This is a genomic window from Rouxiella badensis (assembly GCF_026967515.2).
GTDB classification, from domain to species: Bacteria; Pseudomonadota; Gammaproteobacteria; order Enterobacterales; family Enterobacteriaceae; genus Rouxiella; species Rouxiella badensis.
On record NZ_CP114062.1, the window covers coordinates 1,502,955 to 1,524,053 of the forward strand.

The following is a 21,099-nucleotide window of genomic DNA, read 5'->3' on the forward strand; positions in this document are numbered from 1 at the left end:
CTGTCTCCTCAGACGCTTTCCAGAATCAGCGCGATGCCTTGGCCTACGCCGATACACATCGTGCACAGTGCATATTTACCTTTCACTTTTTGCAACTGATGCGCGGCGTTCATCACCAGCCTGCCGCCCGATGCGCCCAGCGGATGGCCGAGCGCGATGGCACCGCCGTTGGGGTTAATCCACTCGGCGTCGTCGGGCAGGCCGAGGGCGCGGGTCACGCTCAGCGCCTGAGCGGCAAAGGCTTCATTGAGTTCGATAACATCCATCTGTTGCAGGGTCAGCCCGGCCTTTTCGAGAACGCGGTGGACGGCACTTACCGGGCCAAAGCCCATTACGCTGGGTTCTACGCCGCTGGTGGCGCTGCCGACAATGCGGGCCATCGGCTGAAGGTCATGGCGCGTCAGTGCGGCTTGACTGGCAATCAGCAGGGCGCAGGCTCCATCATTCAGTCCTGAGGCATTCCCCGCCGTGATGGTTCCTTCGACGTCGACCACCGGTTTCAACTTGCTTAATATTTCCAGTGAGGTGGCGCGTGGGTGTTCATCCTTACTGAAGGCCATCGAGGGTTCTTTTTTACCCCCTGGAATCGTCACCGCCACAATCTGCGGGTCATAGAATCCATTTTGTTGTGCTTCGGCGGTGCGCTGCTGGCTACGCAGGGCGAATGCGTCCTGATCCCCTCGGCTGATGGCGTATTTACGCGCCAGATTTTCGGCTGTCTGCGGCATTGATTCCACGCCGTAGCGGCTTTTCATCGCCGGATTGATAAAGCGCCAACCCATGGTGGTGTCTTCGATTTTCATTTGGCGGCTGAACGCGGACTCGGCTTTACCCATCACGTAGGGCGCACGCGACATACTCTCGACGCCGCCCGCGACCATCAGGTCACATTCACCACTTTTGATAGCCCTTGCGGCGGTCGCAACAGCGTCGAGGCTGGAACCACAGAGGCGGTTGAGCGTGCAACCTGGCACGCTAGTCGGGAAACCGGCGAGCAGCGAGGCCATACGCGCCACGTTGCGATTGTCTTCACCCGCCTGATTGGCGCAGCCCAGCAGCACGTCATCGATAGCCTCGAGGTCGAGATGGGGATAGTGTTCAATCAGCGCCCGCAGAGGAATGGCGGCCAAATCGTCGGCGCGCACGTTTGCCAGGCTGCCGTTAAGTCGGCCAAACGGGGTACGGACGCTGTAGCAAACGTAGGCATCAGACATGAGACACCTCTTTATTCTTCAGCGCGAAGGTCAGTTTGACCGGTGTAACCTCCTGCAAATACTCGGCGGTGACATCTCCAAAAAGCTCTTTCACCACGATACCGGTGGGGGTGACGTCCATCACCGCCATATCGGTGTAGATTCGGTCGATGCAGCCCATGCCGGTAAGCGGGTAAGTGCAGGCCTCGACAATTTTGCACTGGCCTTTCTTGGTCAGGTGGTCGGTCATCACGTAGACCTTTTTGGCGCCAATGGCGAGATCCATCGCGCCGCCCACGGCCGGAATCGAATCTTTTGCCCCGGTGCTCCAGTTGGCCAAATCACCCTTTACCGACACCTGATAGGCGCCCAGCACGCAAATATCCAGATGGCCACCGCGCATCATGGCAAAGGAGTCGCCGTGATGGAAAAAGCATCCGCCTGCCAGCAACGTTACCGGCTGTTTGCCCGCGTTAATCAGTTCGGGATCGATATCCTTTTCGGCGGGGGTTGGACCCATCCCCAAAATGCCATTCTCGCTGTGCAGCAAAATTTCTTTATCAGAGGGCAGATAGTTAGCGATGAGGGTCGGCAGCCCGATACCGAGATTGACGCAGGCTCCCTCGGGGATGTCCTGTGCGATACGTTCTGCTAATTGATTGTGGTTTAGCGTATTCACAAAAGCTCCTTATGCCGTCAGGCTGACCGGCTGTGGATGAACCTGCACCACGCGCTTAACGAAAATGCCCGGTGTTATCACGTTCTCGGGATCTATCTCACCGAGAGCCACCAACTTATCAACCTGCGCTAGCGTGCATTTGCTCGCGGCCGCCATGATGGGGCCAAAGTTGCGACCGGTCTTGTTGAAGGTCAGATTGCCCCAGCGATCGCCGTGAAGGGCCTTAATCAGCGAAAAGTCAGCCTTGAGAGCGGTTTCAAGAACATAGTGAACGCCGTCGAACTCTCGGGTCTCTTTTCCGGCGGCCAATTCGGTGCCGTACGCCGTTGGAGTGTAGAGCGCCGCGATGCCTGAACCGCCTGCCTGAATGCGCGCGACCAGATTGCCTTGCGGCACCAGTTCCAGCTCAATCTTCTTCTCACGATACAATTGGTCAAACACCCATGAGTCAGTCTGCCGTGGGAAGGAACAGATTATCTTGCGCACGCACCCGGCCTTGAGCAGCGCCGCCAACCCATAATCACCGTTACCGGCGTTATTGCTGATCAGGGTCAGATCCCTGGGGCCAAGGCGGATTAGGGCATCAAGTAATTCAGTAGGTTGCCCCGCTGGCCCAAAGCCGCCAATCATCAGGACCGCGCCGTCGTGGATATCCGCCACGGCCTCATCTGCTGACTGGATCACTTTGTTAATCATCGTCGTTTTGTCCTCTCAAACGGTATGTGTATTTAACTTAAGTCACGCGGGGAACATCAACAAGTGCGAATATCAATACTTTGTGCGATTATCGAAACAATCGTTAAATATGTGATAAAATTGTGATGTTGCTTGGAAAAACAGCGGATGAGTTTAGTAAGTTAACTATTTAACCTGTTGATTATAAAGGGAGTGACTAATGAAAGAGCCCTACAGGATTAGCGAGGCTGAACTGCTGCGCGTGCAGGAAGTCAGTGAACTGGCGAACGTTCGCTATAAGGGAGACCCCGATTTTATGGCCTCGTTGGCCCGTGGGCTGGTGGTTTTACAGGCCTTCAGTCCCGAGTTTTTTGCTATGTCTGTTCCGCAGTTGAGCCAGATGACCGGGCTGCATCGTGCGGTCGTCAGACGCTGCCTGTATACTCTGAGCGCACTGGGGTTCGTTTACTCGCCCGATAACAGGAATTACCATCTGCTCCCCCGCGTGCTGACCATTGGTCACGCCTACCTCAACTCTTCGGAGTTGGCCCGTCAGGCGCAATATTCTCTCGATTATTTAAGTAAACAATTAGGTGAGTCCTGTTCTGTTGCTACACTCGACGGCGATAATATTCTTTATATTGCCCGCGCATCGATGAAAAGGATCATGAAAATAGATTTAGGTCGTGGCAGTCGGTTACCGGCATATGCGACGTCGATGGGCATGGTGTTATTAAGCGAGCTAAGCGAAGAGGAATTAGGCAGTTATTTCTCGCGCGTCAAACTTGAGCCACTAACGGAATTCACTATTACCGATGAGCAACGGCTGCGAAAGGAGCTGAAGAAGGTTAAAGCTCAAGGATTTGCCATTAACGATCAACAGCTTGAGTTAGGGCTGCGTTCCATGGCAGTGCCGATGTATTCACGCAAAGAGGGAGTGGTTGCCGCAATGAATGTGGGAACCCACGCTTCACAGATGAGCGTCGCGGATTTGCAGGAAAAGTTCCTGCCACGCTTGCAGCGAGCGGCAATGGAATTGGCATTATTAATTTAATCTATAATTGAATAACGAGAATTTAGGCACCGATAAGCAGATAAAAAAAACCCGCATTAAGCGGGTAAAATCTAACACACCAGGGAAATATTTTAAGAGTAGTGTAAAAGGTTAAATCGGCAACAAAATAAAATTGTTGTATTTTATGATATTTAGGAATGACGAAATTATTTCTTGTGGATAAGCGTTTTCCTCGAAAGATTAGCCGTAATATTACGTATCTCCGTAAACCCTCAAGCGCATTCATCAAGGCTTTCTTTGGCCTCAAAACGCCGTTTAACGACATGAATCACCGATTGTTTTGCGCTAAACTCGAAGCACCTCTTACTCGCAGGATCAGGGAAATAACATCATGACGACTCCTTTACGCGTTGGGCTTATTGGCTATGGATTTGCCAGTAAAACGTTTCATTCTCCGCTGATTTCCGGTACGCCAGGGTTGGAACTGGCCGTGGTATCAAGCAGTAATGCTGAAAAAGTCAATGCCGACTGGCCTTCGGTGCAGGTGGTGGCTTCCCCAGAGGACGTTTTTAACGACCCGACTATCGATTTGGTGGTTATCCCGACCCCCAATGCTACCCATTTCCCGTTGGCGCAGCAGGCGCTGGAAGCAGGCAAGCATGTGGTGGTCGATAAGCCTTTTACCGTCACGCTGGGTGAGGCGCGTTCGCTAAATATTCTCGCGCAAGATCGGGGAAAGCTGCTGTCAGTTTTTCATAACCGCCGCTGGGACGCCGACTTCCTGACCGTTAAGGCGCTTATCAAAGAAGGGGCTCTTGGGGATATCGTCTATTTCGAATCACACTACGACCGCTATCGCCCTGAGGTACAAACCCGCTGGCGCGAGTCCGCGGAGCTCGGTAGCGGTATTTGGTACGATCTGGGTTCACACCTGCTCGATCAGGCTCTCGAACTCTTTGGGCTTCCCGACACTATTCAGTCGGATCAGGCAATGCAGAGGCCCGGCGCCAAAGCGGTGGACTATTTCAATACTGTCCTCACTTACCCACGTCTTCGCGTTGTATTGCACAGCACCGTTTATGCCGCGGCGGAAACGGCGCGATATATCGTGCAGGGTGAAAAGGGGAGCTATGTGAAATACGGCCTCGATCCGCAGGAAGACCGGCTTAAATCGGGTGAACGTCTTCCTCAGCCTGACTGGGGATATGACATGCGTGACGGCGTGGTCACCTTGAGTCATGAAGGCGTGTTGGCAGAAAAGAGCCTGTTAACGATTCCGGGTAATTATCCGGCTTATTACGCCGGTGTGCGTGATGCCATTAACGGACAGGGCGAAAACCCGGTCACCGCCGAGCAGTCTATTCGCGTCATGGAGCTCATTGAGTTAGGTATTCAGTCGGCGCAGCAGCAAAAGACGCTGCCCGTTCCTAAATAAGCGCCTGTTTCAATACGCAAAATAAAAGGGCCAGACATTCTGTTCTGGCCCTTTTTTATCGCTAAAGATTATCTTTAAGAAAACCTAAATTACCCCTGAACCTTAACGTTAATTCGCTGCTTGTCTGCTTCGCTCAGGAACGCCATCGTCAGGCCATTTATCTGAGCCTGACGAATCTCGGCCTGAGTTAAGCCCGCGGCCGGGGCGGCAACGTTGTACTCATGCGCAATTTCGATCCCCTGAACGGCCGGATCATCGGTGTTGATTGAGGCCAGCACGCCGTGGCGCAAGAAGGTCGCCAGCGGGTGTTTTTCCAGTGCAGACACGGTGCTGGTCTGGATATTCGAGGTCAGGCATGACTCAATACCAATCTGGTGTTTAGCCAGGAAATCCATCAGCTCGGGGTCTTCTGCGGCCTTCACGCCGTGGCCGATTCGTTCCGCACCCAGCTCACGAATCGCCTGCCAGATGCTCTCTGGACCGGCCGCTTCGCCCGCGTGCACGGTGATACGCCATCCTGCGTCACGGCCTTTGTTGAAATGATCGAGGAACAGGCTGCCCGGAAAGCCGAGTTCATCACCGGCCAAGTCGAGCGCGGTGATACCGTCTTTGTGGGCAAGAAGCCCGTCGAGCTCTTGCAGGCAGGCGTCTTCACCGAAGGTGCGGCTGAGAATGCCAATCAGGTTGATATCAATGTCATGGTCACGGCAGCCGCGACGCACGCCGTCAATCACCGCCTCGACAACGCCTGCGACCGGCAGTTTGTGGTTCATCGCCATGTAATACGGTGAAAAACGCAGCTCGGCATAATGCAGGCCTGCTCTGGCCGCGTCGGCCACGTTTTCCTGCGCAATACGGTGACAGGCATCGAGAGAACCCAGAACGGCAACACCCCAGTCCAGTTTTTGCAGGAAGCTCACTAGATCCGGTTCGGTTTTAGTGACCTGAACGTGCGGACGCAGCGCTTCAATTTCATTGGCGGGCAGGGCGATATTAAATTGACGACCTAGGTCGAGAATGGTTTGGGCGCGAATGTTGCCATCAAGGTGGCGGTGAATATCAGTAAGCGGAAGACGAGAGTCAATCATTGGCAGCACCCATTTTATTGTCGATAAAGTGCAAACTATTATAGCGTTTTCGACGGGTGCTGGCACGGAGTTATGATTTGACTGCTGATTTTGTAAACCATACGGTCAGCGAACGGCCTGTAAACCTGCAATCAGCTTCTCAACGCCTTTTTCAAGCTTGGCGCGTGAACAGCCGACGTTTAGCCTGAGAAAGCCGCGCCCCTCTTCGCCGTAGGTTATGCCCGGCATCATCGCGACGCCCTGGCGCTCGATAAGCTCGGTCTGCAACGCCTCATCATCAATATTTAGCGGACGTAAATCAATCCAGGCCAGATAAGTCGACTGCGGTGGCTGCCAGTCTAGTTCGGCAAACGCGTCATTAAGCTGCCTGGCGACAAACGACAGATTGGCTTCGAGATACTGCCGCAGTGCATCGAGCCACGGCGCGGCCTGCGTATAGGCGGTAATGTGAGCTAATACGGAAAGTACGGCGGGCGAGGAGAGGCCATCGGTGTTTTTGAGTTGCTGAAGGTAAGCCGCGCGGTCAGCGGCGTGATTTATCAGGCCGTAAGCGCCGGTTAATGCCGGGATATTAAATGTCTTGGAGCCGGAGGTGACCAGCGCCCAGTGGCCGCTACCGATTGATGACCAAGGCAGATGCTGATTATTGCCCCATACCATGTCCATGTGAATTTCATCACTAATGACTTTTACCTGATATTTTTGGCACAGCCTGTCGATTGTCACCAGTTCCTGCCGCGTCCACACCTTGCCGGTGGGATTGTGCGGGCTGCACAGCAGTAAAATCTTGCACTCCTGTTCGGCAAGCTGAGTCTCAAGCAGCGAAAGGTCCATCTCCCATTGCTGGTTGATTTTTTGCAAGGGTGAAGAGATGACTTTTCTCTGATTTCCGCTGATGGTCTTGTAAAAGGCGTCGTAGGCGGGGGTGAAAATAAGTACGCTGTCGCCCGCCGCGCTCCATTGACGGATGAGCTGAGCCACCATATAGATGACCGAGGGTCCATAAACCAGTGCTTCAGGGTTTATGGCACAGTGAAAACGGGTCTGATACCAGTGAGCAATAGCCCCGGTGAAATCGGGGTGTTGCCAGCGGCTGTAGCCCAGTACGCCGTGAGACAGCCTTTTTTGCAGCGCCTCGAGAATGCAGGGGGCGGTGGCAAAGTCCATGTCCGAGATGGTAAATGGCAGCAGGTCAGCGCGGCCAAACCTGTCGGCAATATAGTCCCACTGGGTGCACCAGGTACCCTGTCTGTCGACCGGGGTGTCAAAATCAAACATAACATCCTCACAAATAAATCAGGGTGAGCAGGCTCACCCTGAGGAATATCATACCGTTAACGGCGTAGAGTCCGAGGCTGTGGGTTGCTGCCTCAGCAAGCTATCAAGCTCGTCTTTAACCGACTGGACCTGAGGACCGATCACCACCTGCAAATTGTGTTCGTTAAGATGAACTACGCCGATTGCACGATGGGCTTTTAGCTGCGCGTCATCTACGCGCGACATATCATGCACCGACAGACGCAAACGTGTGATGCAGTTGTCGAGGGTAATGATGTTTGCCGCTCCGCCGAGTGCGGTCAGTATTTCAGGCACGTTATAGCCCGATTTACTGCCTGAACGCGCGGGCGTGGCGACGGGGAGGGCGTCTGACTCTCTACCCGGCGTCTTGATATTGAAGCGAGTGATAGCGAAGCGGAAAATTGCGTAGTAGCCCACGAACCATATCGCCGCGACCACGGGGACCAGATACCACTTGGTCGCGGTGCCGTGGAGTATGCCGAAGACCACAAAGTCAATGATATTGCCGTCAGTATTGCCGATGGTGACGCCGAGCAGCGACATGACGGTAAAGCCTAATCCGGTGAGTACGGCGTGCAACAGGTAAAGCACCGGTGCGACGAACAGGAACAGGAACTCGATAGGTTCGGTTGTGCCGCCTACGACGCAGGCAACCACGCCGGAAATCAATAACCCTTTAATTTTATGACGATTCTCAGGCTTGGCGCAGTGATACATGGCTAACGCAGCGCCCGGCAAACCGCCCAGAAACGCCGGCATTTTGCCCTGTGACAGGAACTGTGTCGCGCTTTCGGCAAAGCCGTGCGTCGATGGGCATGAGAGCTGAGCCTGAAAGATGGTCAGCGCACCGCTGACTTCGCGGCCGCAGACGTCGAGCGTTCCACCTGCTTCGGTAAAGCGAATGATGGCCACCAGAATATGTTGCAGGCCGAAAGGCAGCAACAGGCGCTCCCCGGTGCCAAAAATCATCGGGCCAAAAATACCTGCGTCGTGGATCAAGCGCCCAAGTCCGGTAATGCCTGCCGCAAACCACGGCCAGATCAGCGGCACAACCAAACCGCAGAGACCGAGCACCACGGAGGTGACGATAGGCACAAAGCGAGTACCGCCGAAGAAAGCCAGCGCGTCGGGCAGCCGAATGGTGTTGAAACGCTCGTGCAGCAGGTAAACAATGATGCCCACAATGACTGCGCCCAAAATACCGGTATCAATCGACTGAATCCCAAGAATATTTTGTATATTATTGGCTTTGAGGACCAGTGGGTCGGCCGAAGGCAGGATCCCCTTGGTGGTCAGGTAAAAATTGGTTGCCAGATTTAATACCACGAAGCCGACAAAGCCTGAGAACGCTGCGACACCCTTGTTATCACGCGCCATGCCAAGGGGGATCGCCATGGCAAACATGACCGGCAGATAGCTGAAACCGAATGAACCAACTTTGCTCATCCAGGTGAAAATCAGCTGGAAAACGGGGTTTCCAACGGCAGGTAACAGGGTAATGACGTCCCGGCTGCTTAACGAGCTGCCAATACCCAGCATGATGCCGCAGAACGACAGCAGGGCAACCGGCAGCATAAAGGTCTTGCCTAAACTCTGGAAAAATTCCCAGAGGGTAACGCGTTGTTTTCGACTCGCTGGCATAAAAACTCCCTTAGGGAAAATTGATTTTACAAAATTTATAGGTAATCGACCGGCGATAAGATAAAACGTTTTACCTAGGTTTTAATTGACCATGTTCACATAATTAAGCAATGAAAATTTGATTTGTCCTGTTTTAAGGTTAAACGTTTAATCTATTACTGCCGGATTAGGTAAAGGAACGGGTCTTAATGAGCGGGAAGCCATGATGTCCAAAAAAGTGACCATCACCGACGTTGCCTCGACGGCGGGCGTATCAGTTGCCACCGTCTCCCTGGTGTTGAGTGGGAAAGGACGTATTTCGCAGGCGACCAGTGCGCGGGTAAATCAGGCGATTGAGCAGTTGGGTTTTGTTCGCAATCGTCAGGCAAGTTCGCTGCGCGGCGGGGAGTCCGGCGTGATTGGGCTTATCGTGCGTGATATCTGCGAGCCGTTTTATGCCGAAATGACCGCCGGGCTGAGTGAAATGTTTGAAGCGCAAGGCAAGGTTATCTTCCTGTTGCAAAGCGGAGCGACCGGAAAGGGGCTGGAGCGCTGTTTCGATACCCTCTTGACCCACGGCGTTGACGGCATCGTGATTGCGGGCGGGATTCAGCACGTCAATCACAGTCTGCGGGAAAAAGCCGCCGCTCAGGGCGTGCCGCTGATCTGCGCCTCGCGATCTGGCGGCAGTGAGGGCGTTGATCTGGTGCGTCCCGACAATATGCAGGCGGCAAAAATCGCTACCGAATACCTGATTCGCCACGGGCACAAGCAGATTGCCTATCTCGGTGGGCTGGGCAGCTCATTAACCCGGGCTGAACGTCTGGGGGGATTTTGCGCGACACTGCTCCAGTATGGCCTGCCTTTTCGCAGTGAGTGGATTATCGAGTGCGATTATCATTACGGGCATGCGGCAGACGCCGCAGAAAGCCTGCTTCGGCGTTATCCCAAAATCAGCGCTATTGTTTGCCATAAGGCTTCGGTGGCGCTGGGAGCCTATTTTGGCGTATTGCGAACCGGAAATCAGGTCGCAGGGAGTTCGATGGATAACCTTTTTCAGCGACAGGTGGCGCTGATAGGCATCGAGGATTCTCCTGAACTGGCGCTCACGGAACCGCCTTTGACCTCGGTTTCAAGTTCGGCGCGTGAAATTGGCTACGCGGCTGCCAGACGTTTGCTGCTGCGTATCGGCGGGCAGAATCTAGAAACGCAGGATATTATCGTGAACGCGTCAATCGTAGAGCGTGGGTCGGCGTAGACAAAGGTTACGTTTTCAATCGACTCAAAAAAGCCCACCGAAGTGGGCCTTAGAGGCGTCATGCATTTTTATTTCGTTGGCTGCGCTGGCACCACAGTTGGCGGTACCGGGGCGTCAGGCTGGACGGGCGCTGCCTGAGTCTCTGGTTGAGCAGGTGCCTGCTGAGCCGGGATAGCCGGGCCACCAAACACGCCAAAGAGACCGGCAAACTGCTGAAGCGTCATCTTCTGACCGTTCAGGTCCACCTGATTATCCGAGTAGTGGAAGCTGCTGGTAATCGCGTTGTCTTGCAGGGTGGTCAGTTTGAACATCTGGCCCATAGCGGCGAGCCCCTGAACCTGCTGTTTAGCCAGCTTCTCTGCGTCATCACCGGTATAGCCTTCAACTTTGGCAGTCTGCGTAGTCAGTTCGGTTGCCATATCGATAGGGATGTTCAGCTTGGCATCAACGTTGCTAACCAGCTGAGAAATCAACTGATCCTCCGTCTGCGCCTGAGAGGTTGCTACGGTCGGATCTTTCAGGTCCAGCTTGAGATTGAACGTACTCTCACCTTTGCTGTTTTTCCAGCTTAGCGGATCGATATTGATGCTTGGATTGCCCTTGAGCAGGATTGGCAGATTAGAGAGCAGCAGCGCGGTGGCCTGCTGCTGATAAATCTGCGGGTCCAGTTGCTGGGATTTCTGCAACAAGTCCATCGCCTGCTGATGGTAGGTGTCGGTAAATTGTTTCAACGCCTGCTCGTCCAGTCTGTCGAGCTTGATGGTCAGCTTACCAGAACCGAAGTCAGCTCCCTGAATTTTCAGGGAATCCAGTGAGTAGTTCAGCTCACCTTTGAGGTTTTGACCCTCTTCATCAAATTGACTGTTCAGCTTGAAGCCGGCAACCTGAGCGACATCTTTGTTGTCGATATTAATGCCAATGTTGTCGGCATTGAGATTGCCACCGCCAATGTAAAGCTGGGACTGGCTCTGATGGGTGTCGCTGGTCAGGTTCAAACCGGCCAGCGTAATTTTCTCAAGTTGGCCCCACTGGTTTGGCGAGGTAAACGCCAGGCTATCGGCCTTGGTGTCAATTTTCACCTTCTTCAGGTCTTTATCGGCGTCAAGGTTAACCGTCGCACCAGAGAACTGAAGTCGGCTGTTATTTTTCTGGAAATCGATAGGTTGAATATTAATAACCGAGGCGGTGTCACCGCTGTAGCCGACGCGAGTTTCCGCGGTAACCGGCGATTTGCCTTGGGTCATGTCAAACAGGTCTTTTACCGCAGGGGTATTTTGCAGTTCGGTGTGAACCGATGCCGCGCTCGGGATCAGATTGAATTTTTTAAGCTGAGCGGCCGGGAATGGACCATGATCGAGGGTCTCGAGGAAAGCAATCTCATCCCCCGGTTGCAGCACGTTGTCAGGCGAGTTGCCGTCTGGCTGCGCCACAAAACGCACGGTGCTGCTGAAAATACCGCGTTGATAATCTTGATAAACCAGTTTGATACCGGCGTGAGGATAGTGGGCTTGAATCTGAGAATTGGCTTCGGCAACCGTATCGCCCATATTTTGCTCGAGCATTTTTCCTGTGTACCAGGAAGTGCCTGTCCATGCTGCGCCAAGTACTACGATGACGCTTACAGCGACTAACGATTTTTTCATAGTTCTGTTCATCCTTTTAACTGCTATCAGTAACGACAGCCTCTCAATCAGGTCGTTAAGGTTATCAAACTTAATGCCTTACTGCTTTTATTGTGGTGGAAAAACCGGCCTTTAGGCAAACATTTAGGAAAATTGTCCCTTTTTGCCGGTTGTTTTTACAGAAGATATTTAGGAAAGCTGGTTAAACACGCGGGCGATTCGTCCATTTCCGCTGACGTTTACCGGCGAGTCGGAGGCCGACAGGTAGCAAGATTCACCCGGCTGAAGGACAACCTGATGCCCGTCTTTTTCCAGTACGGTCTTGCCTTCGACGCAGAAGATAATAGCGGCGCTGTCTTGCGCCAACGACTGCGGTTCTGCGCTCAGGCTATGCAGTGAGAAGGCAAAATCCTCAACCGGGATCGGGAAGCTAAGCTCGTGGCCTTTTTGAACCGGCGTGGTCAGCAACGCATCCGCAGGCTTGGATTCAAACTTCAGATTGGCGTAGAGCTCCGGGATATCAATGTATTTAGGGGTCAGACCGGCGCGCAATACGTTGTCCGAGTTGGCCATTACCTCAAGTGCCACCCCTTCGAGGTAGGCATGCGGCGTTTCGGCGTAGAGGAACATCGCTTCACCCGGTTGAAGTTCGATGACGTTGAGCAGCAACGGGGAGAACAGACCGCTGTCATCGGGATAATGTTGCGCAGTGCTGCGAATGGTGTCCCACGGTTGGCCGTGCTGAGCCTTGAGTGTGTTTTTAAGAATGTCTAACGCCAGCGATTTAGTTTCACCCTTCATGCCGAGGAGCGCGGCGAACAGCGTTTTTAAATGTTCCTTATCCGGGTGAGCGAGGAAACTGGCGATATCAGGATGAGCCCCCGAAATCGGCTGTAGCAGGGACTGAATGTCACTCAGCTCACGAAAGCCGTTCATGGCGGCAAACGGCGTCAAGGCGAAAACCAGCTCCGGCTTGTGATTGGCATCTTTATAGTTACGCTCGGCAGCGTCGAGAGGAATCCCCGCCTTGTTCTCTTTATCAAAGCCCACTACCGCATTGCTTTTACTCGGGTGAACCTGAATAGACAACGGTTGACTGGCGCACAGTACTTTGAACAGGAAAGGCAGTTCGCCGAAGCGCTGCGCCACTTTACTCCCCAGATTACCCTCGAGATCCTGACTTATCAGGTCGCGAAGTGAAACGTTATTGCCGTTGTTATCGGTGATTGAAGAGCTGCTTTTCGGGTGCGCGCCCATCCACAGTTCGGCCATCGGTTTTCCCTGAGGATTACTAATGCCATAGAGGTTGGTGAGCGCGTCAACGCTTCCCCAGGCGTAATTTTGTACATTGTTATGCATCTTTTTCATGGGTTCATCCTAATCTGGAAGAGAAATTGAGTTCCTGCGCTTATCATAAGAGATGTGCTGTGATTCTGTAAGCACTGTTCGACAACTTCCCACAACCTTGCTGAACTGACAGGCGCTTCGACGCGGCCGGATTAAAACGTATTAAAGCAATCTGTTCATGGCGTGAGCTATCGGGCACAAAGGCCATACGCGAGCCCGTTAATTATTAATGCTGCTCAACGATAAGATTAAATAACAGTTGGCTTTTTATAACGCGATTAGCTAAATGAATTGAGATAATCAATATAGCCTTTAGCGTTGTTTTCTAATTCCTGTTGTGAAATTCCAATTTCAGTGCCGTAGACAGAATAAAACGGGAGATAATGCGCGCCTACATATTTTGCAGTCATCTCGAACGGAATGAGTATTTCCTCCAGTGAATAACGATAACGTCCATCGCGCGTGAAGTCCTCTTGCTTAATACCGGCGCTTACCGCCAAGGCAAATTTACGGCCTTTAAGCTTATAGCCACTGGTCGAACCGTATGCCCAGCCGTAGGTAAGGACTTCGTCGAGCCACTTTTTCAGCAGAGGAGGGCAGTTAAACCAATAAAGCGGAAACTGTAGAATAATACTTCCATGTTGTTCAATTAATCGTTGTTCTTTCTCTACATCAATGATGCCATCAGGATAATGTTGGTAAAGAGAGTGGACGGTAAATAAGTCCGGATATTTATCCAGCTCACTCACCCATCTTTTATTCACGATAGAATCATTTATGTTTGGGTGAATAACAATGATTAGAGTTTTCAAAATTTATTCCCTGGTTATTAGATTGAAAAGGGGGCTTTATTAGGTGTTTGCATCATAGGGAGGTTTAATTTAAAGTACAATACTGTCATTTTTGATATGTACTATACAAATGGATAGTGTAATGAGCGAAGAAACGGTCGATGCTTCCTGCGAGATTACGGGAGAAACGGGGTTTGGCTATACGCTTTCACTGGTAAGCGGAAAATATAAAATGATGATTCTCTATTCTTTAGCGGGCCTCAGTCCGGTATTGAGGTTCAATGAGCTCAAACGCCGAATCGGGACCATTTCTTACCGAACTTTAAGTCTGACGCTAAAAGAGTTGGAAAGTGACGCTTTAATTATCAGAAATGAGTATCCGCAAATTCCGCCTAAGGTCGAATATAGCCTCTCGGAAAGAGGGCGTTCGCTGATCCCCGTTCTGGATATGATGTGTGATTGGGGAAACGTCCATCGTCATGACGAAGCGAACAATAAAGCGACTGAATTAAAGTAGCCTTATGATTAATAAGGTTTTAATTTGTATTTTGCAGCAAGGCCTGATTTAACCCCCGATCGTGAATAAAAAGTGCGGTGAGCGCCAAATCCCGAAATTCCTACAACAACTCGTTAACCTTATGGTTATAATTGCCTATCCGTCGGCACAGCCTTGGGAGCGTCGTCGGTACCCTGCAATTTAAAATTTTTGAAGAAACCGCGTAAGGAGACAGTAATGGCAGCTCATCGCATTGAAAAAGACTCAATGGGACCGATCGAAGTTCCGGCCGATAAACTTTGGGGAGCACAGACTCAGCGTTCACTAGAGCATTTTCGTATTTCCAGTGAAAAAATGCCCACCGCGCTCATCAACGCTCTCGCTCAGACCAAACGTGCCGCCGCCACCGTAAACATGGATCTCGGCCTGCTCCCGGCCGACCGTGGGAATGCGATTATTGCCGCCGCCGACGAAGTTCTGGCCGGCAAGCATGAGAGTGAATTCCCGCTTTCAATCTGGCAGACCGGTTCCGGTACCCAGACCAACATGAACATGAACGAAGTGCTGGCAAACCGCGGAAGCGAGATTCTTGGCGGCGAGCGTGGCGAAGGTCGTTTGATTCACCCTAACGATGACGTTAACAAGAGCCAGAGCTCCAACGACGTATTTCCAACCGCAATGCACGTTGCAGCGGTGGTTTCTGTTCGCGAACATCTGATCCCTGAACTGAAAGTATTGCACAAGACGTTGACCGACAAGGCCGAAGCCTTTAAAGATATCGTCAAGATTGGCCGTACTCACCTACAGGACGCTACACCGCTGACGCTGGGACAGGAAATCTCTGGCTGGGCCGCGATGCTGGCACACAATCTGGTGCACATCGAAGCTAGCATTCCACATATTGCTGAACTGGCACTGGGCGGCACCGCAGTAGGTACCGGTCTGAACACTCATCCTGAGTATGCGGTTCGCGTTGCCAAAGCGATTGCCGACCTGACCGGTCAGCCTTTTGTGACCTCTCCCAACAAGTTCGAAGCGCTGGCAACCTGTGATGCGCTGGTTCATGGTCACGGTGCAATGAAAGGTCTGGCTGCTTCCCTAATGAAAATTGCCAACGACGTTCGCTGGTTGTCTTCAGGCCCACGCAGCGGCATCGGCGAGATTTCGATTCCAGAAAACGAGCCAGGCAGCTCTATCATGCCAGGCAAGGTCAACCCGACTCAGTGTGAGGCGATGACCATGCTGTGCGCACAGGTTCTGGGTAATGACGTTGCGGTTAACATCGGTGGCGCATCCGGTAACTTCGAGCTGAACGTGTTCCGTCCCATGGTTATTCACAACTATCTACAGTCTGTTCGCCTGCTGGCAGATGGTATGCAGGGCTTCAACGAGCACTGCGCCGTGGGTATCGAACCAAACCGTGACCGTATCACTCAGCTGCTGAACGAATCCCTGATGCTGGTTACCGCGCTCAATACCCATATCGGTTACGATAAAGCCGCCGAAATCGCCAAGAAAGCGCATAAAGAAGGTCTGACCTTGAAGGCCTCTGCCCTCAAGCTTGGCTACCTGACCGAAGCTCAGTTTGATGAGTGGGTGCGTCCAGAAGACATGGTTGGCAGCATGAAAAAATAAGTCGTTAGTTTAACGACCGATTAAAGGCTCTGTCCGTTCGCGGACAGAGCCTTTTTTATGCTTTTTGAGAGGTTATACCGGCTGATCGGTGTAAAGATGCAGGCGTTTAATCAACAGATTAAGCGGTTGCGATTCGGGCTTATAGCGGTGTTTTACCGCGCTGGCGTCATAGTTGGGCAGCTCGCCTAACTTGGGAATCTGTAGAAGCGGGTCACGCAGGCATAGGGTGATAAACGGCGACGGGCAGGGGTGTTGCACCTGCTTTTGACTGTTGCGATACCACACGCGGGCGATTGGTTGAACCTTGACCGGGCGTTTTATTTTGAGGATGGCATGCTCGGGCAGTTTTTTTACATCGATGATTTCGCGTGTAATATTTTCCATCCACTGTTCTCGGGTGAACGGGGGCACCGCGCGACCGGCCGTCAGGCTTTTCTCCAGCTTTTGCAGCAGTTCGTCGCGGCTCAGGTTCTTGATAATGTGCTTGTTGGCCCAGCCAAAGCGCACTGAGTCAGGTTGTAAAAGGGTATTGATGGAGCGGTAGGCGTTGAGCGTGATAAGTCCACGCAGCTGACTGTGTACAAAATCAAAACGCTGCTCAGAAGGGAGGCCAGATTCAACAGTCACGATATTTTCGAGCTCGCTCTTGAGCTTGTTCACCTCCTGAACCAGCAGCTGTGCGGCCTGATGCTCAGCCTGATCGACCGCATAACACAGCGCACCCGGCAGCCTGACGGCGGCTTTGCTGCTAACATTGAGGCCGTTGTGATGGATAAACAGTTTTTGGAAATGCTGCATCGCCAGCTGGTGGGCGGCTTCACCCTGATGCGGCGTAACCTCGATAATAGAAGCGGGATTATGTTCAGCGCCTTTTTCTATTTCCGGAAGGGAAAATACTCGCGCCTCAAGCAATTCCAGCCGATCCAGGAAGCGAGTTAAATCCGTTGTCGCCAGTTCCAACTCCCGAAAACATTCATTCATGCGTAATTTCAAATCGTAGCTGACCATTACCCCTCCAATTAGTTACAACATACAATATAGCCTATAAAGATCAACAGTGCACACCTGACCATCGGAAAGGGTTTTTTCTGGCAAGATGAAGAGGCGGGTCGGGGGAGATTGGGGTCAGTTTGGATATCGAGAATTATTGTATATTTAGGTGATTTTTTGCCTTGTAGACTTTAAAGCGAGGACGGTTATTGGCTCGCTTTAAAGTCTAACACTCTGGTAAGGGGAAAGAGAGGCTCAGCTGTGTGCAATGCGAGATTCTGACAACTTCATCAGGCGATAACCGATACCAACGGCGATCAGCAGCATCACGCAGATATAGGCGGTGATGCCAACCCAGGAAAAGCGGTGCCAGAACACGCCGCCGAGCGTGCCCGCTACGCTTGAACCGGCGTAATAGGAGAAAAGATAAAGCGACGACGCCTGTCCCTTAGCGCGTTTCGCACGCCTGCCAATCCAGCCGCTCGCGACAGAGTGGGCGGCAAAGAAGCCGCCTGTCACCATTGCCATTCCGATAAAGACCAGCCATACCGGGTTGAAGGCGGTTATCAGGATACCAACCAGCATCAGAAGCAAGGAACCAATCAGCACCGGTCCACGCCCGTAAACGGCGGTCAGCGCACCGGCCTTCGGTGAGCTGTAGGTACCCATCAGATAGGCAATCGACAGAATCCCGACAATCGCCTGGCTCAGGTGGTAAGGCGCACCGAGCAGGCGGTAACCGATGTAGTTAAACATGGTCACGAAGCTGCCCATAATCAGAAAACCTTCGGCAAACAGCAGCGGCAACCCGCTATCACGCCAGTGAAGCTTGAAGTTAATCATCAATTTACGCGGGCGCAGCGAACTGGCGCGGAAATGACGCGACGCGGGCAGGATTTTCCAGAACATACTGGCCGAAAGCAGAGAGAAAACGCCGAGGAAGGCAACGGCAACGCGCCATGATGCAAAATCGGTTAATACGCCGGTGACCAGACGTCCGCTCATGCCACCTATTGAGTTACCGCTGATGTAAAGCCCGATCGAGAACGCAACCACGCTGGGGTGAATCTCTTCACTCAAATAGGTCATCGCCACGGCGGCAACGCCACTCAGCGACAGGCCAATTAACGCGCGCATCAGCAGAATGGCGTGCCAGCTGGTCATGACTGAACAGACAATGGTGCAGATAGCGGCCAGCATCATGCCAACCACCATGACATTTTTACGGCCAACGGCGTCGGAAATAGGGCCGGTGAACAGCAGCCCGATCGCCATCATGCCGGTCGCGGCCGACAAAGAAAGACTGCTTGCCGCAGGCGAAACGCCAAACTCCTGGGACAGCACCGGCATAATCGGCTGCATGCAGTAAAGCAGGGCGAAAGTGGCTAAACCGGCCGAGAAAAATGCCAACGTCACGCGAATAAACTGCGGCGTTCCTCTCTTGATAAAGTCGTCTTTTACGGGCGTTGAAACCTGCGGGGTGATAGCGTGCAGTTCATCATCATTAACCGATTGGCCTGCCGCAGAGTCTGCGGGCTGCCGACGCGTGATGTTCACGTGAAATCCTTAATAAAATTATTTTGAAACAATAGTGTGTGTCAGAAAATTTTACTCAGTATTATTTTCTTAATCTAATATATTAATTACAGGGTTTTGATACTTTAAAGATATCAATGAGGGTTGTGTGAACAATATCGAGCTAAGGCATCTGCGCTATTTCATCGCGGTAGCAGAAGAGCTGCACTTTGGCCGTGCGGCGGAAAAGCTAAACATCTCGCAGCCGCCGTTAAGCCAGCAGATTCAAGCGCTTGAAACGCAAATTGGTGCGGTGTTGCTTTATCGTACCAACCGCAGCGTGCGTCTTACCCAGGCGGGGGAGATGTTCCTGAAGGAGGCCAAGAGCATCGTAAGCAAGGTGCACGACGTCTCTGAGCAGGCGGCGCGCATTCATCGCGGCGAGGAGGGCAATCTGACGATTGGACTGACCTCATCGGCACCGTTTCTGAAAAAGATATCGCGCACTTTTCAGCGCTTCAGAATGGCGCATCCCCACGTCAATATTCGTATCGAAGAACTCAATAGCCAACAGCAGCTGCAACCGCTGGTTGAAGGGACTCTGGATCTGGGCGTCATGCGCAACGGCGTGCTGCCCGATGTTCTACAGCATCATCTGTTGCGTTCCGAGCCCCTGGTTGCCGTGGTCCCCGAGCAGCATCCACTGACTCAACTGCCGCCCGGCGAGCTGACGTTGAGCCACCTTGCCGATCAGCCGTTCGTGTTTTTCTCCAAGGACGTAGGCACCTCGCTGTATGACGATATTCTTCAGCGCCTGGCGCTCGCCGGCATTACGCCTTTTATTACTCAGGAGGTCGGAGAGGCGTTGACCATCATTGGGCTCATTTCCGCGGGTCTTGGCGTATCGATATTGCCCGCCTCGTATAAACGTATTCAGGTTGACGGCGTTAAATATCTTTCCTTTAAAGATGAGCAGGTGAATACCCAGGTCTGGCTGGTCAGTCATCGTCATCGTCCGCTTTCTGCGCCGGCTTTGGCGCTGGCTAAAATGATGATTGAAGACGGCGAATAGCCTGTTAAACCTGCAATTCCTTCAGGTATTAATTGTAATATGTGCACTAAATCACATATCGAATCAAATAGTTGACGATAAATGACAAAAGCTACAACATAGCCTTTAATATTTATTTCGAAGCGCGAAAAATAACGAGGCACGTTGAGTGATAGTGGAAGGCCAGCCGGGACACATCGATCAGATCAAACAAATTAATGCCGGTACCGTTTACCGACTGATAGATCAGTTTGGTCCAATTTCCCGCATCGAGCTTTCCAAAAAAGCGCAGCTTGCTCCGGCCAGCATCACAAAGATTGTACGCGAACTGGTTCAGGCGCATCTGGTTCAAGAAACCGAATATCAGGAGCCGGGCAGCCGTGGCCGTCCTGCAATAGGGCTTATCCTTGATACCCAGGCTTGGCACTATCTCTCTGCGCGAGTCAGTCTTGGCACGCTAACGCTGAGTTTGCGCGACCTGAGCAGTAAACTGGTTGCCGAAGATATTCTTCCCCTTGTCGCCGAAGACGCCGTGCCGTTTCTCGATCGCATTATTGCGCACATTGACCAATTTTTTATTCATCATCAGAGCAAACTTGAACGTCTGACCGCAATGGCAATTACCTTGCCCGGCATGATTGACACCGCAAAAGGTGTCATTCAGAAAATGCCGTTCTATCCGGTGGAATCCGTCCCCCTCGGTCCGGCCTTGGCCGCACGCAGCGGTTTACCGGTTTTTATCCAGCATGATATTGCGGCCTGGACCAAGGCTGAGTCCCTGTACGGCGCATCACGCGGTTTCCGTAACGTAATTCAGGTAGTTATCGATGATAACGTCGGGGCGGGAGTCATTACCGGCGGGCAGGTGCTGCACGGCAACAGCAGTAGCGTAGTCGAGATAGGCCATACTCAGGTCGACCCTTACGGCAAGCGCTGTTATTGCGGTAATCATGGCTGCCTGGAAACTCTGGCCAGCATCGATAATATTCTCGAGTTGGTCAGGCAACGTCTAGAGGTTACGCCTAATTCTTTGCTCAATGGACTGCCGATCACTGTCGAAAACCTCTGTGATGCTGCGAACCGAGGCGACGCGCTGGCGAAGGATATTATTGTGGGCGTGGGGCAGAATGTGGGGCGAATTCTGGCAATTATGGTGAACCTGTTTAACCCTGAAAAAATTCTGATCGGTTCGCCGCTTAATCAGGCGCAGTCGGTTCTGCACCCGACCATTATGTCTTGCATCCAGCAACAGTCCTTACCGGCCTACAGCGAAAATATTCAGCTTGAATCCACGCAGTTTTCAAATCATGGCACCATGCCGGGCGCAGCACTGGTTAAAGACGCGCTTTATAATGGCTCACTACTGGTGAAATTATTGCAGGGTTAGCGT

The 21,099-nt window shown here is 52.4% G+C and carries 18 protein-coding genes; 7 read left to right on the top strand and 11 right to left on the bottom strand.

The genetic code is table 11. The features are described 5' to 3' along the window. Positions 1 to 8 precede the first annotated feature (8 nt). Genes pcaF through O1V65_RS07160 form a run of 3 tightly spaced genes read right to left on the bottom strand, consistent with a single transcriptional unit; the run spans position 9 to position 2,568 of the window. A complete protein-coding gene (pcaF, locus tag O1V65_RS07150) occupies positions 9 to 1,214 on the bottom strand; it encodes a 3-oxoadipyl-CoA thiolase (protein ID WP_269130357.1) in 1,206 nt (401 codons plus the stop codon). Continuing rightward, entirely contained in the window at positions 1,207 to 1,872 is a 666-nt protein-coding gene (locus O1V65_RS07155; RefSeq protein ID WP_017490616.1) for a 3-oxoacid CoA-transferase subunit B, read from the bottom strand. The genes pcaF and O1V65_RS07155 overlap by 8 nt, the downstream gene beginning before the upstream one ends. Positions 1,873 to 1,881: 9 nt before the next feature. Next, positions 1,882 to 2,568: a 3-oxoacid CoA-transferase subunit A gene (locus O1V65_RS07160; protein WP_017490615.1), complete on the bottom strand. Its 687-nt coding sequence runs from the start codon at positions 2,566 to 2,568 to the stop codon at positions 1,882 to 1,884. A gap of 199 nt (positions 2,569 to 2,767) precedes the next feature. Between O1V65_RS07160 and O1V65_RS07165 the strand changes: the two genes are divergently transcribed. Both O1V65_RS07165 and O1V65_RS07170 read left to right on the top strand, forming a co-directional pair. Continuing rightward, positions 2,768 to 3,601 (top strand): IclR family transcriptional regulator domain-containing protein, encoded by an 834-nt coding sequence (locus O1V65_RS07165; protein WP_017490614.1) that lies wholly within the window; start codon positions 2,768 to 2,770, stop codon positions 3,599 to 3,601. A 352-nt stretch (positions 3,602 to 3,953) separates the two neighbouring features. After that, positions 3,954 to 4,997, top strand: a complete 1,044-nt coding sequence (locus O1V65_RS07170; protein ID WP_269130358.1) for an oxidoreductase — start codon at positions 3,954 to 3,956, stop codon at positions 4,995 to 4,997. 89 nt (positions 4,998 to 5,086) lie between these two features. Here the strand turns inward: O1V65_RS07170 and add are convergent, their stop codons facing one another. From add to malX, 3 genes are all read right to left on the bottom strand, one after another. Continuing rightward, a complete protein-coding gene (gene add / locus O1V65_RS07175; RefSeq protein ID WP_017490612.1) occupies positions 5,087 to 6,085 on the bottom strand; it encodes an adenosine deaminase in 999 nt (332 codons plus the stop codon). Positions 6,086 to 6,190: 105 nt separating this feature from the next. Continuing rightward, entirely contained in the window at positions 6,191 to 7,363 is a 1,173-nt protein-coding gene (locus O1V65_RS07180; protein ID WP_269130359.1) for a MalY/PatB family protein, read from the bottom strand. A gap of 48 nt (positions 7,364 to 7,411) precedes the next feature. Then, on the bottom strand, positions 7,412 to 9,025 hold the full coding sequence (gene malX / locus O1V65_RS07185; protein WP_192503733.1) for a maltose/glucose-specific PTS transporter subunit IIBC: 1,614 nt from the start codon (positions 9,023 to 9,025) through the stop codon (positions 7,412 to 7,414). A gap of 202 nt (positions 9,026 to 9,227) precedes the next feature. Between malX and malI the strand changes: the two genes are divergently transcribed. Next, positions 9,228 to 10,262, top strand: coding sequence for a Mal regulon transcriptional regulator MalI (gene malI / locus O1V65_RS07190; RefSeq protein ID WP_017490609.1), 1,035 nt, complete (start codon positions 9,228 to 9,230; stop codon positions 10,260 to 10,262). A 68-nt stretch (positions 10,263 to 10,330) separates the two neighbouring features. On the opposite strand, the gene O1V65_RS07195 is transcribed toward malI, so the two are convergent. From O1V65_RS07195 to O1V65_RS07205, 3 genes are all read right to left on the bottom strand, one after another. After that, positions 10,331 to 11,905, bottom strand: a complete 1,575-nt coding sequence (locus tag O1V65_RS07195) for a YdgA family protein (RefSeq protein ID WP_026110363.1) — start codon at positions 11,903 to 11,905, stop codon at positions 10,331 to 10,333. A gap of 168 nt (positions 11,906 to 12,073) precedes the next feature. Beyond that, positions 12,074 to 13,252 (bottom strand): mannose-6-phosphate isomerase, encoded by a 1,179-nt coding sequence (gene manA / locus O1V65_RS07200; protein ID WP_269130360.1) that lies wholly within the window; start codon positions 13,250 to 13,252, stop codon positions 12,074 to 12,076. A 257-nt stretch (positions 13,253 to 13,509) separates the two neighbouring features. Continuing rightward, on the bottom strand, positions 13,510 to 14,043 hold the full coding sequence (locus O1V65_RS07205; protein WP_269130361.1) for an NAD(P)H-dependent oxidoreductase: 534 nt from the start codon (positions 14,041 to 14,043) through the stop codon (positions 13,510 to 13,512). Between the two features lie 121 nt (positions 14,044 to 14,164). Here O1V65_RS07205 and O1V65_RS07210 point away from each other — a divergent pair, with 121 nt between their 5' ends. Both O1V65_RS07210 and fumC read left to right on the top strand, forming a co-directional pair. Further along, positions 14,165 to 14,539, top strand: coding sequence for a winged helix-turn-helix transcriptional regulator (locus O1V65_RS07210; protein ID WP_269130362.1), 375 nt, complete (start codon positions 14,165 to 14,167; stop codon positions 14,537 to 14,539). Between the two features lie 216 nt (positions 14,540 to 14,755). Further along, a complete protein-coding gene (fumC, locus tag O1V65_RS07215; RefSeq protein ID WP_269130363.1) occupies positions 14,756 to 16,153 on the top strand; it encodes a class II fumarate hydratase in 1,398 nt (465 codons plus the stop codon). Between the two features lie 72 nt (positions 16,154 to 16,225). Here the strand turns inward: fumC and tus are convergent, their stop codons facing one another. Both tus and O1V65_RS07225 read right to left on the bottom strand, forming a co-directional pair. Beyond that, positions 16,226 to 17,161, bottom strand: a complete 936-nt coding sequence (gene tus, locus O1V65_RS07220) for a DNA replication terminus site-binding protein (protein WP_017490603.1) — start codon at positions 17,159 to 17,161, stop codon at positions 16,226 to 16,228. Positions 17,162 to 17,398: 237 nt separating this feature from the next. Next, on the bottom strand, positions 17,399 to 18,637 hold the full coding sequence (locus O1V65_RS07225; RefSeq protein WP_227953820.1) for an MFS transporter: 1,239 nt from the start codon (positions 18,635 to 18,637) through the stop codon (positions 17,399 to 17,401). Positions 18,638 to 18,827: 190 nt separating this feature from the next. Here O1V65_RS07225 and O1V65_RS07230 point away from each other — a divergent pair, with 190 nt between their 5' ends. Next, on the top strand, positions 18,828 to 19,730 hold the full coding sequence (locus tag O1V65_RS07230; protein WP_017490601.1) for a LysR substrate-binding domain-containing protein: 903 nt from the start codon (positions 18,828 to 18,830) through the stop codon (positions 19,728 to 19,730). Between the two features lie 148 nt (positions 19,731 to 19,878). Next, the gene (gene mlc, locus O1V65_RS07235; RefSeq protein WP_026110362.1) at positions 19,879 to 21,096 is read left to right on the top strand and encodes a sugar metabolism global transcriptional regulator Mlc; all 1,218 of its coding nucleotides are present in this window, start codon (positions 19,879 to 19,881) and stop codon (positions 21,094 to 21,096) included. The last annotated feature ends 3 nt before the right edge of the window (positions 21,097 to 21,099 follow it).

What these genes read in the sequence shown, in the direction of transcription:
- pcaF (WP_269130357.1), bottom strand. Translation starts at nt 1,214, where the DNA reads ATGTCTGATGCCTACGTTTGCTACAGCGTCCGTACCCCGTTTGGCCGA.
- O1V65_RS07160 (WP_017490615.1), bottom strand. Translation starts at nt 2,568, where the DNA reads ATGATTAACAAAGTGATCCAGTCAGCAGATGAGGCCGTGGCGGATATC.
- O1V65_RS07165 (WP_017490614.1), top strand. Translation starts at nt 2,768, where the DNA reads ATGAAAGAGCCCTACAGGATTAGCGAGGCTGAACTGCTGCGCGTGCAG.
- O1V65_RS07170 (WP_269130358.1), top strand. Translation starts at nt 3,954, where the DNA reads ATGACGACTCCTTTACGCGTTGGGCTTATTGGCTATGGATTTGCCAGT.
- add (WP_017490612.1), bottom strand. Translation starts at nt 6,085, where the DNA reads ATGATTGACTCTCGTCTTCCGCTTACTGATATTCACCGCCACCTTGAT.
- O1V65_RS07180 (WP_269130359.1), bottom strand. Translation starts at nt 7,363, where the DNA reads ATGTTTGATTTTGACACCCCGGTCGACAGACAGGGTACCTGGTGCACC.
- malX (WP_192503733.1), bottom strand. Translation starts at nt 9,025, where the DNA reads ATGCCAGCGAGTCGAAAACAACGCGTTACCCTCTGGGAATTTTTCCAG.
- malI (WP_017490609.1), top strand. Translation starts at nt 9,228, where the DNA reads ATGATGTCCAAAAAAGTGACCATCACCGACGTTGCCTCGACGGCGGGC.
- O1V65_RS07195 (WP_026110363.1), bottom strand. Translation starts at nt 11,905, where the DNA reads ATGAAAAAATCGTTAGTCGCTGTAAGCGTCATCGTAGTACTTGGCGCA.
- manA (WP_269130360.1), bottom strand. Translation starts at nt 13,252, where the DNA reads ATGAAAAAGATGCATAACAATGTACAAAATTACGCCTGGGGAAGCGTT.
- O1V65_RS07210 (WP_269130362.1), top strand. Translation starts at nt 14,165, where the DNA reads ATGAGCGAAGAAACGGTCGATGCTTCCTGCGAGATTACGGGAGAAACG.
- fumC (WP_269130363.1), top strand. Translation starts at nt 14,756, where the DNA reads ATGGCAGCTCATCGCATTGAAAAAGACTCAATGGGACCGATCGAAGTT.
- tus (WP_017490603.1), bottom strand. Translation starts at nt 17,161, where the DNA reads ATGGTCAGCTACGATTTGAAATTACGCATGAATGAATGTTTTCGGGAG.